13 protein-coding genes are annotated in these 13178 nt (G+C 55.6%); 11 read left to right on the forward strand and 2 right to left on the reverse strand.

The genetic code is table 11. The annotated features are described in order from the left end of the window. Positions 1 to 143: 143 nt before the first annotated feature. The 9 genes from trxA to ACI0FG_RS06520 all read left to right on the forward strand — a co-directional run bounded on the left by trxA (position 144) and on the right by ACI0FG_RS06520 (position 11374). Positions 144 to 464, forward strand: coding sequence for a thioredoxin (trxA, locus tag ACI0FG_RS06480; protein ID WP_419787730.1), 321 nt, complete (start codon positions 144 to 146; stop codon positions 462 to 464). 3 nt (positions 465 to 467) lie between these two features. Continuing rightward, on the forward strand, positions 468 to 1385 hold the full coding sequence (gene trxB / locus ACI0FG_RS06485) for a thioredoxin-disulfide reductase (RefSeq protein WP_419787731.1): 918 nt from the start codon (positions 468 to 470) through the stop codon (positions 1383 to 1385). Positions 1386 to 1393: 8 nt separating this feature from the next. Further along, the gene (locus tag ACI0FG_RS06490; protein ID WP_419787732.1) at positions 1394 to 2131 is read left to right on the forward strand and encodes an outer membrane protein assembly factor BamD; all 738 of its coding nucleotides are present in this window, start codon (positions 1394 to 1396) and stop codon (positions 2129 to 2131) included. 38 nt (positions 2132 to 2169) lie between these two features. Beyond that, positions 2170 to 3051 (forward strand): hypothetical protein, encoded by an 882-nt coding sequence (locus tag ACI0FG_RS06495; protein WP_419787733.1) that lies wholly within the window; start codon positions 2170 to 2172, stop codon positions 3049 to 3051. Position 3052: 1 nt separating this feature from the next. Beyond that, positions 3053 to 5101, forward strand: coding sequence for an elongation factor G (gene fusA / locus ACI0FG_RS06500; protein WP_419787734.1), 2049 nt, complete (start codon positions 3053 to 3055; stop codon positions 5099 to 5101). Positions 5102 to 5103: 2 nt separating this feature from the next. After that, positions 5104 to 5637 (forward strand): DUF2062 domain-containing protein, encoded by a 534-nt coding sequence (locus ACI0FG_RS06505; RefSeq protein WP_419787735.1) that lies wholly within the window; start codon positions 5104 to 5106, stop codon positions 5635 to 5637. A 154-nt stretch (positions 5638 to 5791) separates the two neighbouring features. Then, a complete protein-coding gene (locus tag ACI0FG_RS06510) occupies positions 5792 to 7879 on the forward strand; it encodes a methyl-accepting chemotaxis protein (RefSeq protein WP_419787736.1) in 2088 nt (695 codons plus the stop codon). Between the two features lie 130 nt (positions 7880 to 8009). Beyond that, positions 8010 to 10283 (forward strand): chemotaxis protein CheA, encoded by a 2274-nt coding sequence (locus ACI0FG_RS06515; RefSeq protein WP_419787737.1) that lies wholly within the window; start codon positions 8010 to 8012, stop codon positions 10281 to 10283. Positions 10284 to 10309: 26 nt separating this feature from the next. Beyond that, a complete protein-coding gene (locus ACI0FG_RS06520; protein WP_419787738.1) occupies positions 10310 to 11374 on the forward strand; it encodes a protein-glutamate methylesterase/protein-glutamine glutaminase in 1065 nt (354 codons plus the stop codon). A 6-nt stretch (positions 11375 to 11380) separates the two neighbouring features. Here ACI0FG_RS06520 and ACI0FG_RS06525 read toward each other — a convergent pair whose 3' ends face one another. Together ACI0FG_RS06525 and crcB are read right to left on the reverse strand one after the other, a co-directional pair. Beyond that, positions 11381 to 11719 carry a DUF190 domain-containing protein gene (locus tag ACI0FG_RS06525; protein WP_419787739.1) on the reverse strand — a complete coding sequence of 113 codons (339 nt, stop codon included), beginning with the start codon at positions 11717 to 11719 and terminating at the stop codon, positions 11381 to 11383. Between the two features lie 37 nt (positions 11720 to 11756). Next, positions 11757 to 12134 (reverse strand): fluoride efflux transporter CrcB, encoded by a 378-nt coding sequence (gene crcB, locus ACI0FG_RS06530; RefSeq protein ID WP_419787740.1) that lies wholly within the window; start codon positions 12132 to 12134, stop codon positions 11757 to 11759. 47 nt (positions 12135 to 12181) lie between these two features. On the opposite strand from crcB, the gene ACI0FG_RS06535 reads away from it, so the two are divergent. Next, positions 12182 to 12778: a class IV adenylate cyclase gene (locus ACI0FG_RS06535; protein WP_419787741.1), complete on the forward strand. Its 597-nt coding sequence runs from the start codon at positions 12182 to 12184 to the stop codon at positions 12776 to 12778. An 81-nt stretch (positions 12779 to 12859) separates the two neighbouring features. Next, on the forward strand, positions 12860 to 13174 hold the full coding sequence (gene clpS, locus ACI0FG_RS06540; protein WP_419787742.1) for an ATP-dependent Clp protease adapter ClpS: 315 nt from the start codon (positions 12860 to 12862) through the stop codon (positions 13172 to 13174). Positions 13175 to 13178 lie beyond the last annotated feature (4 nt).

Genomic DNA, 13178 nt, shown 5'->3' on the forward strand with positions numbered 1-13178 from the left:
CCCGACCGCTCCTTGACACTACGGTAGGGGCAAACTATTTTAAGAAAATTGGTTGAACATTTCGCCGGATGCCCCTTGAAAGGCTTGCGGTTCATCTTTTCATAGCAAAACGGCTGCCCGGCCGGGAAACAAAGGAGTATAAAATGGCTAACCAGATTACTGACGGCAATTTCGAGCAGGAAGTTTTGCAGAGCGACGTTCCGGTCCTCATCGACTTCTGGGCTCCTTGGTGCGGACCCTGCCGTGCAATGGGACCTGTCATCGACGAACTGGCCGAGGAATACGACGGACAGGTTAAAATCGTCAAAATGAACGTGGATGAAAATTCCGCAACCCCTGGCAAATATGGCATTCGTGCCATTCCGACCCTGATCCTTTTCAAGGGCGGCGAGGTTGTTGATCAGTCCACCGGTGCGGTTTCCAAGAGCAGCATCAAGGATATGATTTCCAAGAAGGCTCTGTAATAGATGAAATTGTATGACGCCGTAGTCATAGGGGGCGGCCCGGCAGGAATGACGGCTGCCCTCTATCTTTTGCGCGCCGGGGTGAAAACCGCAATGATCGAGAAACTGTCCCCCGGCGGGCAGATTCTCATGACCTCGGAGATCGAGAACTATCCGGGGTTTCCCAAAGGCCTCCAGGGGTGGGAACTGGCAGACAAGTTTGCCGCCCATCTGGAGGAGTATCCCTTGGAGCGCATCAACGACGAGGTTCGTTCCATTGAATCCAATGCCGATGGTCATTTGATCAAGGTTGGGGATGAGGACGTGCTGGCCAAGGTCGTGATTTTGGCCTCCGGCTGCCGCTACCGCAAGTTGAATATCCCTGGCGAAGAGCGGTTGCTCGGCCGGGGGGTTTCGTATTGTGCTCTCTGCGACGGGAATTTTTTCCGTGGCAGGGAGGTCGCCGTTGTGGGCGGTGGAAACTCCGCGTTGGAAGAGGCGCTTTATCTTTCTCGCATCTGCAGCAAGGTGCATCTTATTCATCGTCGTTCGGAGTTCAGGGGGCAACTGGTTTACCAGAAGAAATGTCTCAAGAACGAGAACATCGAAATAATCCGCAACACGGTCGTTGATGAAATCGTGGGCGAGACCGATGTCGAGTCCGTGACTTTGTGCAATGTGGATTCCGGCGAGATGTCGACAATGAATATCGATGCGGTTTTCATTTTCGTCGGGTTCGAACCCATCATCGATTTCGTACCGGATGCGGTGGAAAAGGACCGTAACGGGATTATCACGGACGTTGAGATGTGTACCAATATTCCCGGTCTTTTTGCCGCAGGGGACATTCGTTCCAAACAATGCCGTCAGGTTGCTTCGGCTGTGGGGGACGGTGCCACCGCTGCCAATTCCGCTTTCACCTATCTGGAGCAGCAGGGTTAGGGGTAGGCATGCGTTCATTAAGAGTTACGGTTTTTTCGCTGCTTCTTTTTCTCCTCCTGCTCAATTCCGGTTGCATGTGGATCGACAACTATTTTCTGCCTCCGGCGGAAGATACCGCTCAGGAACTCTACGAGGCGGGAACCGATGCCATGAATGCGAAGGAGTACGGAGACGCCCAGGATTATTTCAATAAGATCAAGGACAGATTCCCTTTCAGTCCCTATGCCTTGAAGGCCGAGCTTGCCGTTGGCGATGCATACTATCTGGATAAGAAGTATAGCCTTGCCCGGGAGTCCTACAAGGAATTCGAGGCGCTCCACCCGAGCAACGAGAATATTCCCTACGTCATTTTCCAGATCGGTAATGCCAACTACAACCTGTTCAAGTCCATTGATCGCCGCCAGGAGAACATCAAGGAAGGGCTGGAGTATTTTTACCGGCTTAGGGAAACGTATCCGGATACCAAGTATGCCGAGGCGGCCCAGGAACTTATCGTCAAGTCCAGAAGGATTCTGGCTGAGCATGAAGTCTACATGGCCGACTTTTTCTGGCGCACGGATCAGTTTGGACCTGCATGGCACCGGTATCAGTATGTCGTAGAGAACTTTTCCGACATTCCCGACCTGCGCGACTATGCTCGGCGGCGTGCCGAGTACTCCTACTTTGAGTACCAGAAAACCCTTTCCGAGGATGAGCGGATGCGCATCGAGGGAAGCTGGAAGCTCTGGCTCAAGAAATGGCTGTAAAGCAATTGGCGGCCGAATAGCGGTCACCGGTCTTCCTTATGGAACATACACCATTTTCTTTTCCGCAATGGATTAATTCGCTCGTCCCTGACGACGCGTTTTTTTCCCGTGCGTATCAGACGCTTTCCGATGGGGAGCGTGCCGGGATAAAGACTGCCATCGCCCGTCTTTACGACTGCTATGGTCCGCGCAAGGATCTTTGTGGCGAAGACGTGCGGCATTGGACCGGCGGGTTTGCCACCCGTTCCCGGTACGAATCCGTGTCGTTCGCAGTGGTGTTGTTCGACGACAGCCTACTGTCTCCGGCAAGGATCCTTGCTGCTCTGGTTCCTGCTACGGCCATGGGGATAGAGCAGGTGCTGGCCGTTCGCGTCGGGAACGATAAACCGTGGCCGGAATCGATTTTGACAGGCTTGGAGCTTGCCGGACAGGAATTGGTGGTTTCCATGGACTCCACGCAGGTCCGGCATCTTCTGGCGGATTTGCGGGAGTCGGACAGGACCGGGGCGGTCCTGTTACTTGGTCCCGAAGCCACCTCGGCAGGAGCCGGGGAACAGTATGCCGCCAAGCGGATGGCCTTCTGGCGGCCCCGTTTCAGCCGTATGGCTTCCGTCTGGATGGAGGAGGAGTCCCCCATCGATCTTGATGCCCTCGCCTTCATGCATCCCGATATTGCCTTCTCCGTCTTCGGAATGCAGGGCCAGTTGCCTGCCGAAAATTTTGCGTACGTGCAGGGTGGGTTTGACGTATTTCTCAAGACCGCAAGCGATGTGGCCTATCTGCCGAAAGAACGGATGTCATCAGCGGCGGGGCATTTCAAGCTGATGTTTGGTCCCGGCATGGAAGGCTGTTGGATATGGCCCGATCTGCATTCATCTTTTTTCCAATCATACGGTACCGCGTGGACTCTCGGAGATTGATATGGCCAAGACCAATGCTCCTTCGGCAAAGGGTCTTGCGACCCTGCGCAACATCGGAATCATCGCACACATCGACGCCGGTAAGACCACACTGACCGAGCGAGTCCTTTACTACTCCAAAAAAATCCACCGGATCGGCGAAGTGCACGAAGGCACGGCCACCATGGATTATATGCCGGAGGAACAGGAGCGGGGCATTACCATTACCTCCGCCGTCACCTCCTGCCTGTGGGAACCGTGCATCATCAACATCATTGATACGCCGGGCCATGTCGATTTCACCATTGAGGTGGAGCGTTCTCTGCGTGTGCTGGACGGAGCCGTAGGTGTTTTCTGTGGCGTCAGCGGTGTGGAGCCTCAGTCCGAAACGGTGTGGCGGCAAAGCGAGGCCTACCACGTCCCCAAGCTCGCCTTTGTCAACAAGATGGATCGGTTGGGTGCAGATTTTGAAGCGGTTGTTGAGTCCATCCGCACCAGGCTTGGGGCCAATGCCGTGCCGGTTCAGTACCCGGACGGTGAGGGCGCTGACTTCCGAGGTGTCTTTGATCTGGTCGCCATGCGTCGGCTGGTTTTCGACCAATCCTCCAATGGCGAGCAGTATGACTCGCTGGAGGTGACCGAAGAAGAGGCCGACCGCCTCGCTCCCTGGCGGGAAAAACTCATCGAAACCGTCGCCGAGGCAGATGAGGAGATTCTTGATCTCTACCTGGGTGGCGAAGAGGTCCCGGCTGAGCGAGTTATCGCGGCGATGCGCAAGTTGACCCTGGATCGTACTGTGGTTCCTGTCCTCGTGGGTTCCGCCCTCAAGAATATCGGTGTGCAGCCGGTCATGGATGCTGTCTGCCGTTATCTGCCGAGTCCGCTGGAAGTCCCTCAGGCCGTTGGCGTTGTGCCTGAAACAAAAGAGAAAATTTCCTTCGGGGTTTCCCACAAGGAGCCCCTTTCCGCCCTGGTCTTCAAGGTTTTAATGGATGAAGGCCGCAAGTTGGCGATGATGCGTATTTATTCCGGCCGCCTGGAGGCTGGGGAGTCGGTCTACAACGTCACGCAGGACAAGGACGAGCGGGTCGCCCGACTTTTCCGCCTGCACGCAGGACGGCGGGAACGGCTCGATGCCGCGTTTGCAGGTGACATTGTCGCTGCTGCGGGACTGAAATTCGCCCGTACCGGCGACACGCTATGCTTGCGTAGCAATCCGATTCTCCTGGAACAGATTGCGGATTACAAGCCCGTTATCTCCCTGGCTATCGAACCCCGCAACTCTGAAGAGTCGGACAAGTTGGACGAGGCGCTGGAAAAGTACCTGATGGAAGATCCGACTCTCGACCTGGAGCATGACGAGGATACGGGGCAGATCATTCTTTCCGGAATGGGAGAGCTGCATCTTGAGGTCATCCTTGAGCGGTTGGGACGTGAGTACAAGCTCACACCGCGTACCGGCAAGCCGCAGGTTGTGTATCAGGAGACGGTCATGGCCAAAGGGAAAGGCGAGGCCGTTTTCGATAGGGAACTGGGCGAGGAAAAGCATTTTGGTTCGGTTGCGCTTTCCGTGGAGCCTCGGGATCGTGGCAAGGGGCGCGACATTGTTTTCGAGGTGGACCCGGAGGAGTGGCCCGCTCCATGGCTTCAGGCCGTGGAGGAGGGCATCTCGGACGGTCTGCAGAGCGGTGTGGTCCGAGGATACCCCGTCCAGGATATTCGGGTTCGCGTAACGTCACTGGCGAGACGGGAAGACTCCTCGGCCGTGGGATATCGGATGGCTTCTGCCATGGCCCTCAAACAGGGACTGGATGCCGCCGATTCAAAGCTGATGGAGCCCATCATGTGGATCGAGATTTCCGTGCCTGAGGATTTTACGGGCGAAGTTATTGGTCTGCTCGGAGCCAAGGGCGCCAAGGTCGAGAATCTGATCGACCGTGCTGGGCTGAAGGTAATTCAGGGGCTTGCGCCGTTAAGCAGTCTTTTCGGTTTTTCCACCAATCTGCGTTCGTCAACTCAGGGGCGCGCCGGTTTTGTTATGAAGTTCTCCCGTTTTGACGTGTTGGGGTAGTCTTGTCGGATTCGAAGCAAAAGAGGCCGATTCGGAACGCCACCGGAGGAAAGCCGGGCTGGTGGGTTCAAAGCAAACGCTGGACTCGCTACTGGTATCTGCGGCTCATGCGCCAGAACTCTTCGCCGCAAAACCTGGCGGCGGCCATGGCGCTTGGGATGTTTATAGGCGCTTTGCCCATCATTCCGTTTCAATCTATCGTGGTCCTTGCATTGGCTTTTGTCTTTCGGGTCAACAAGCTGGCTGCATGGCTGGCGACTTGCTATTCGAACGCAGCCACTATGGTCCCGTTTTATTATTTCCTCTACATTGTGGGCAGTGCCTTCACACCGTTCCATGTCGCCTTTGACCCAAACCAGCTTGAGATGAAACAGCTCCTCTCGGCAGGATGGCAGGTCTTTGCCGTCATGTTTTCCGGGAGCCTGATCTTTGGCATTCCGGCCACGATCATCACTTACTTCGGTTCACTTTATCTTATACGTCTGTATCGCCGCCGCCGCGCTCTTCGCCAAATGCGTAAGCGGATAGGCGAGTAATTGTATTGGGGCCGCCCGCCGTATCGGGCGCATCTTCCTCTCCTTTATTTTGATATCATTGCCTTTTCGGATATTCCGGCGTAAGTAAAATGTACCGCCTCAAGCAACGTGGCGTTTTTATTACGATATTCTTTTGATTACCGGAGTCCTGAATATGGGTGATCGGGTAGTGATTGCAACGGTTCTATCGGGATTGGCCACCTGTGTCTTTTTTGCCGCAAGTATGTTTGTGGGCGGGTGGCTGGCCTTTTGCCTGGCGCTGGCGGGGTCGCTGGTTTGCTCGGCTGTGGCTGTTGTGGTCCATCTCCGGCAGTCGCGTCTGACAGGTGCTCTGCTTGAGAAAATGGCGAAGGGAAACAGCCCGGTGACTTTTGATGTGTCGGGAGCATCTGGTGCGATGGATGGCGGGCTGAAGGCCGTGTTTTCCGCATTGGAGATTTCGCGGGCCAATGAGAAGATCGCGGCAGCCGTGTTTCGTGGCGTTGCCCAGCCTGTGATGTGTTGCTCCTCCGACGGTATCGTGCAGGCAGCGAGTCGCGGACTGACTGACCTGATCGGCAAAGGGGAAGGCAAGGTTGTAGGCCGCAAGGCGGGCCAAGCTTTTTTTGACACGGATGCTTCCCTGATTGCCCCGACCGCCTTTAAAGGGGAAGTTGCGGAGGAGACGCGGGAGTTGACTCTCTGGGATGGAAGAAAGCTAACGGTCGGAATGTTCTGCACGCCTGTCCGGACGGAGGGGAAGGATGTTGCCGCTGTCGTCGTTTCTTTCTCGGATTTGACGGAGCGCATGAAGAGTCAGCGCGAGGTCGAGGAGCAGAGGGAACGACTTACACAGGCAGGGGGGCGGATCAGCCAGTTGGCGGAGCATGTGGCCTCGGCCACGGAATTGCTCTCCGCTTCTGCCGATGACCAGGCTCAGGGAGCGCAGAAGCAGCGGGAGCAGACGACAGCCGTGGCCACGGCCATGGAGCAGATGACCGGTACCGTCCTTGAGGTGGCTCGGAATGCCTCGGCAACCAGCGAGGCTGCGGCAAAGGCGCAGCAGTCGGCCGGGGAAGGTGCTTCCATGGTTTCAAAGGCTGTTTCCGCTATCAATGAAGTTTCCCAATCGGCTGCCACCCTTGGCCGAGAAGTCGAGGAGTTGGACGCCAGGGCCGAAGAGATCGGCCGCATCATAAACGTCATCAACGACATTGCCGACCAGACAAACCTGCTGGCACTCAATGCCGCCATAGAAGCGGCGCGGGCGGGAGAAGCCGGCCGGGGATTCGCCGTGGTGGCGGACGAGGTGCGCAAGCTGGCGGAAAAGACCGTCGCTGCGACCAAGGAAGTGGAGCAGGCGGTCGGGACCATCCAGGACCGTTCCGGTCATGCCATGAACTCCATGCGTAAGACCGAAGAGCGGGTGGATGAAAGCACCTCCCTCTCCAACCAGGCCGGGGAGGCGTTACAGCTCATCATGCAGGAGATCGGTGACATGGTGCGGCGGGTGGAACAGATTGCAACCGCTGCGGAGGAGCAATCCGCTTCTGCCGAGGAAATCAAGCACAGTATCGGGGATATTGCAGATATTGCGGGAGACGCGGATGAGGCGGCCGGTCAGGCTGCCGGTGCTACGCGAGACCTTGCGCATCTTGCCCAGGAATTGTTGGATCTCTCGCGGGGCGTGCAAGGAGGAAGGGACGGCGGCATGAAGCTTCGGGCCTCCGGTGGCGAAATGAAGGGAATTTTGCCAAAGCTGACTCAGAGCTTTGTCCGTGAGCGCTACGGAGATGACACCTATGAAGGTGTGCAGGAAGAAATGGGCCATCCCGTGTTTTTGCCGGGCGAGAGCTATCCCGACCAGGTCATTACCCAGATAGCTGAATTGGCTTCAGCTATGGCCGGAGTCTCGGTGCGGGAGTTCTTCTTGCAGTTGGGACGATATTCTGTTGTGAAGTTTCATGAGATGTATCCGAATTATTTTAAGGATGAATCGCTTAAATCTTTCTATTTGCGTATGAATGATGTGCATACCAAGCTTACCAAGGCAAACCCCGGGATTAAGCCGCCCAGTTTTACCTACGAAGATAAAGGGAAGGAGTTGTTCATGAATTACCGATCCTCTCGTGGCCTTTTTGATTACTTCGAAGGCATTCTGATTGGTGCGGCCGAGTTCAAGGGCGAGCGCGTAAAGGTCAAGATCAAGCCATTCGACGAAGCCACGGCCAGGGCCGAGATCGTATTTCTTGGTAAAGAATGAGCAATCGACTGCATTTATAATGGGCTGACTTGGTGTTTTTTTGCGATACTGCCTCATGTGAGGGATGTACAGTACAGGTTTCCATGCGAATTCATGCGGACCACTATGACGAGTTGTAGGAGCGATACGGATGTCCGATGATCTCAACCGGCAAATATTCAAGGAAGAGGCCTACGATCTTCTGAGTGAACTTGAAGGCGCACTGCTCGAGCTCGAACAGTCGCCGGATGATATGGATCTGGTAAACCAGGTCTTCCGTGCGTTGCACACTATCAAGGGCTCAGGGGCTATGTTCGGCTTTGAGGATATTGCCGAATTTACCCACGAGGTCGAATCGACCTTTGATATGGTGCGGAACGGGGATCTTCCCGTTACTCCGCAGTTGTGCAGCTTGGCACTCAAATCCCGTGATTATATCAAAAAAATGCTCGATTCGTCGGAACAGTCCGATGTGGTCGATCCGGAGATGATGCAGGAGATCCTGTCCGGCCTGCGCAGCATTGCAGGCGGGACGGAAGACTCTGAGGAAGGGGCCGTGGAAGAGGAGGCCTCCGGCGATGCGCTTGCCGATGACGCCACCGCATCAGGTGATGAAAGGGAACCGGAGCAGGGGGCGGAAGCGGAAAGCGGTGAACCCGAAGCTGTTGCGCCCGATGAAACGCATACCTACCAGATTGTTTTGTCTTCCAGGGAAGCGCCGAGCATAGACTCCGCAGTCCTCGACGGCCTGCTGAAGGAACTTTCCAAGTTGGGAGAACTCGAGGTTCATCCGCCTGAGGATTCCAAGGGGGAGGAGCACGTCTCCTGGTGCATACGACTGGTTGCGCCTGTTGAAAAGGATTCCGTCCATGACGTCTTTTTCTTTACCGATGCAGATATAGACGTGAAAGTCGCTGAGGTGGGCGTTGATCCTGAACTTTGCTCAGTCCCCGCAGTCGCTGCGTCCGCTGAACCAGAAACGAAGCCTGAAAAGCCGAGTGAGGCATCTGTCAGCGAAACTCATACAAAGTCTCCCGAGGAAATCTGCGAGGAGATGGGGTGTGAGAATGAACCTCCCCGGCTGGGTGAAATTCTCGTCAAGACCGGTGACGTGTCCGAGGAAGATGTGAAAGAGGCGCTGAAAAAGCAGCGTTCGCTGGGACAGATTCTGAAGGAGGAAGGCAAAGTTACTCCCGAAAAAGTCGAATCAGCAGCCAAGGCGCAGGCCCAGTCAAGGGAAAGGGACGCCAGCCGGAAGAAGCAGGAAGCTCTTTCAAGTATCCGTGTGGCTGCGGACAAGCTTGATTATCTTGTGGATCTCGTAGGCGAGTTGGTTATCGTTCAGGCGCAGATCACCCAGGTAGTAAGCGAGCGGGCCGATCCCGTCATGATTGCTTTGGCAGAGGAGCTGGAACGCCTCAGTGATGAACTGCGGGACTCCACGCTTGGTATTCGAATGCTGCCGATCGGGACCTCCTTCAGCAAGTTCAAACGATTGGTACGGGACCTTTCCGCCGAGTTGGGTAAGGAGATCAATCTCACCACCAGCGGTGAAGATACCGAACTGGACAAGACCGTCATCGAGCGGTTGGGGGATCCTCTCGTACATCTGCTGCGCAACAGCCTGGACCATGGGATCGAACCCCCGGAAGAGAGGGTTGCAGCGGGCAAGCAGCCTCAGGGGCTGATTATGCTTTCGGCCGAACATTCCGGCGGTGAGGTGCTTATTCGCATTACGGACGATGGACGGGGCATGTCTCCGGAAGCCATTCGGGAAAAGGCCGTTGAGCGCGGTATGATCACTCGCGATACCGAAATGACCGAAAAGGAGCTGCTCAAGCTTATTTTCGAGCCTGGATTCTCGACGGCGAAAAAGGTGACCAACGTTTCAGGCCGTGGTGTGGGCATGGACGTGGTCAAGCGGGCTATCGATTCCCTGCGCGGCAGTATTGATATCGACAGCAAGCCCGGCAAGGGAACGACGTTGACCATTCGTCTCCCGCTCACCCTGGCCATTATCGACGGCCTTCAGGTGCAGGTGGAAGACGGATACTATGTCATTCCCCTTTCATTGGTTGAAGAGTGCGTGGAGCTTTCCCGCAAGGATGTGGAGGAGGATTCGGATCAACGCATCCTGCATCTCAGAGGCGAGATCGTTCCCTATGTCCATTTGCGGGAATGGTTTGGCATCGAAGGGGAGAATCCGCCCATTGAGCAGATAGTCATTACCGGCGTAGAGGGTAGCCGGATAGGAATCGTTGTGGATACAGTCATAGGTGAACACCAGACGGTCATCAAGAGCCTGGGCCGAGTGTACAAGGACGTGGAAGGGCTTTCCGGCGCAACCATCAAGGGCGATGGGTCCATTGCTCTGATTCTGGATATTCCGAGCCTTGTCCGCCGCATTATTGCGGAATCGAGATAGTCACTCAATTTACTTAGGAAAAGTACATGGCAAAGAACATTCGAGTTCTCATCGTTGATGATTCGGCGGTGGTGCGTCAGACGCTTGAAAGTATTCTCTCCGCAGCTCCCGGCATTGAAGTTATGGGAACGGCCTCGGACCCATACGTGGCTGCGGAGCGGTTGAAGGTCGAGGTGCCGGACGTCATTACGCTGGACCTTGAGATGCCTCGAATGGACGGTTTGACCTTTTTGCAGAAGCTAATGAAGCAGCATCCGATTCCGGTCGTCATCTGCTCGTCGGTTGCGGAAAAGGGCACGGCCAACGCGCTGAAGGCTTTGGAATACGGCGCGGTGGAAATCATCACCAAGCCGAAGGTGGGAACCAAGCAGTTTCTGGAAGAGTCCAGCATACGGCTGGCCGACAAGATTCGTGCGGCGGCCATGGTGCAAACAAAGGCCATCAAGGCGACGCCCATCAAGGTCCGGCCAAAGCTGGACGCGGATGCCGTAATCCCCATGGGGCGTCCCCAGGCATTGACCACCACCGAGAAGGTTTGTCTGGTGGGCGCTTCCACCGGAGGAACCGAGGCTTTGAGGGTCTTTTTGGAGCAATTGCCGGTCGGTTGTCCGCCCGTGGCCATTGTGCAGCACATGCCTGAGCATTTTACCGCAGCTTTTGCCAACCGGCTCAACGGTATCTGCCAGATTACCGTCAAGGAAGCCAAGGACGGCGACGCCATGTTGCGCGGTCAGGCGCTCATTGCTCCCGGAGACAAGCACATGCTCCTCAAGCGGAGCGGTGCGAGATATTTTGTGGAAGTGAAGGAAGGACCGTTGGTATCACGCCATCGTCCTTCGGTTGACGTGCTTTTCCGCTCCGGTGCCCGCTATGGTGGCAGCAATGTAGTGGCTGCCATCATGACCGGCATGGGAGATGACGGAGCAAAGGGCATGAAGGAACTATTTGAAGCCGGGGCCTACACCATTGCCCAGGACGAGGCGAGTTGTGTTGTTTTCGGTATGCCGCAGGAAGCCATTAAGGCGGGCGGCGTGCACAAGGTCATGTCGTTGACCCAGATTGCCGGAGAAATCCTCCGGACCTGCAAGTAAATCAGGCTACTTTCCATTGTGCCGGTAGGCGATTACGTCCACCGGCTCCCTGGTAACCATGCCCTCCTGTATCATGGTGTCGATCACCTCGAGCAGGGGGGCAAGCTGTTCCGGGTGATCGATGATTTCGACAACCACGGGCAGGTCTTCGGACAGGCGCAGGATACGGCTGGTGCGGATCAGGCTGTTTGCGCCGAACCCGCTGAGTCCGCGAAACACGGTGGCACCCGCAAGTCCCATTTCCCTTGCTTTTTCCACAATGGCATCTGCCATGGGGCGGCCTTCGAATTTGTCGTCCTCGCCGGTGTATATTCTGATTCGTTCCGCTTTTTCCAAGAGTTTCATGATATCTCCAGAAAATTAAGTTGCGTGCTGGCGGGGATTAGATCAACCTGCCCAGAGCGATGCCGCACAGGACAAGTGTCAGTCCGGCAAGACTTTGCCCCACAACGTTGGCCAGTGCCATTGCGATCTGGCTGAATTTGACCAGCTGGGCGGTCTCGAACATGTAGGTGGAGAAGGTGGTGAAGGCTCCCATGAATCCGGTGAGGACCATCAGGCGAATACCGCTTCCCGGCAGGAGCCGGCTCTCGAAAAAACCCCAGACTGTGCCGAAGAAGAGGCAGCCGAGCAGGTTGACGGCAAAAGTCCCGAATGGAAAGTTTGTTCCGGCGAGACGCTGTACAACTCCGGAAAGCCAGTAACGCGACATGGTGCCTGCCGCTCCGCCAAGGGAAAGATAGATACATTTTGTGAACATTTCGTTTTACCTGAGCCCCGTCATAGCAGGGCAAGGAGTGATTGCCAATGACTCTCGAATGTGAAGTGAAATTTTTGGATGTGGATCTTGATGTACTCCGAAACCGTCTGGTTGAAAAGGGTGCCACGGGCGCACCGGCCCTGTTTGAAACGAATGTGGTTTTCGATCGCTCCGACCGCTCGCTGAAAAAGGCCGGTGTGCTGCTGCGTCTGCGCAATTACGGCGGGAAGGCCCTGCTTACGGTGAAGCGCCCGCCGGAGCACGAACCCGTCTCCTCGCTCAAGGTGTTTGATGAGATCGAGTCCGGTGTCGACGATTTTGAGGCGGTTCGCCAAGCCTTGCTCGTGGCGGGGCTGCGGGAGGCTTTCTCCTATGAAAAGGTCCGGGAATGTTGGAAATTCATGGACTGTACCGTCTGTCTCGATAGGTTGCCTTTTGGCGATTTCGTGGAGGTGGAGGGAAACAAGCGCCCAGTGTTTCGGTGTGCCGAGGCCTTGGGACTTGATGAATTTCCCAGTTCTAATAAGACATACCACGCCCTGAACCTGGAGCACCGGCGCAGCAAGGACCTGTATCCCGAAGAAGGCTTTGTATTTTCTCCCGAGCAGAAAGAAGCGATTTTTGCCGAAATTGGAGAAGATTGACATTCCAGACTCGACAGGCCTGCAAAAGGAATTTATATTGTGTGTTAAGGAAAATCAGAGGAGCGTTGGAGAGAAATATCTATGGGTAATCCTTTGACCGGGGATCGGTCGGATTCGGAGCTGCTGGACCAGCATGAGGTCAAGGAGCCGAAAAAGTACAAGGTCCTTCTGCATAATGACGATTACACGACCATGGATTTCGTCGTGGAGGTCCTGATTCGCATCTTTCGTAAGAACGAGGCGCAGGCCACGGCGATCATGCTGTCTGTGCACAACCAGGGCTACGGCGTGTGCGGGGTATACACGGCGGAAGTTGCCGAAACCAAGGTGGACCTGGTGCATAAGCTGGCAAAGAGTGCGGGATACCCCCTCAAGTGCAGCATGGAAGGTGAATAGCAGA

It is taken from the genome of Pseudodesulfovibrio sp. 7M6 (genome assembly GCF_050058625.1).
GTDB classification, from domain to species: domain Bacteria; phylum Desulfobacterota; class Desulfovibrionia; order Desulfovibrionales; family Desulfovibrionaceae; genus Pseudodesulfovibrio; species Pseudodesulfovibrio salinus.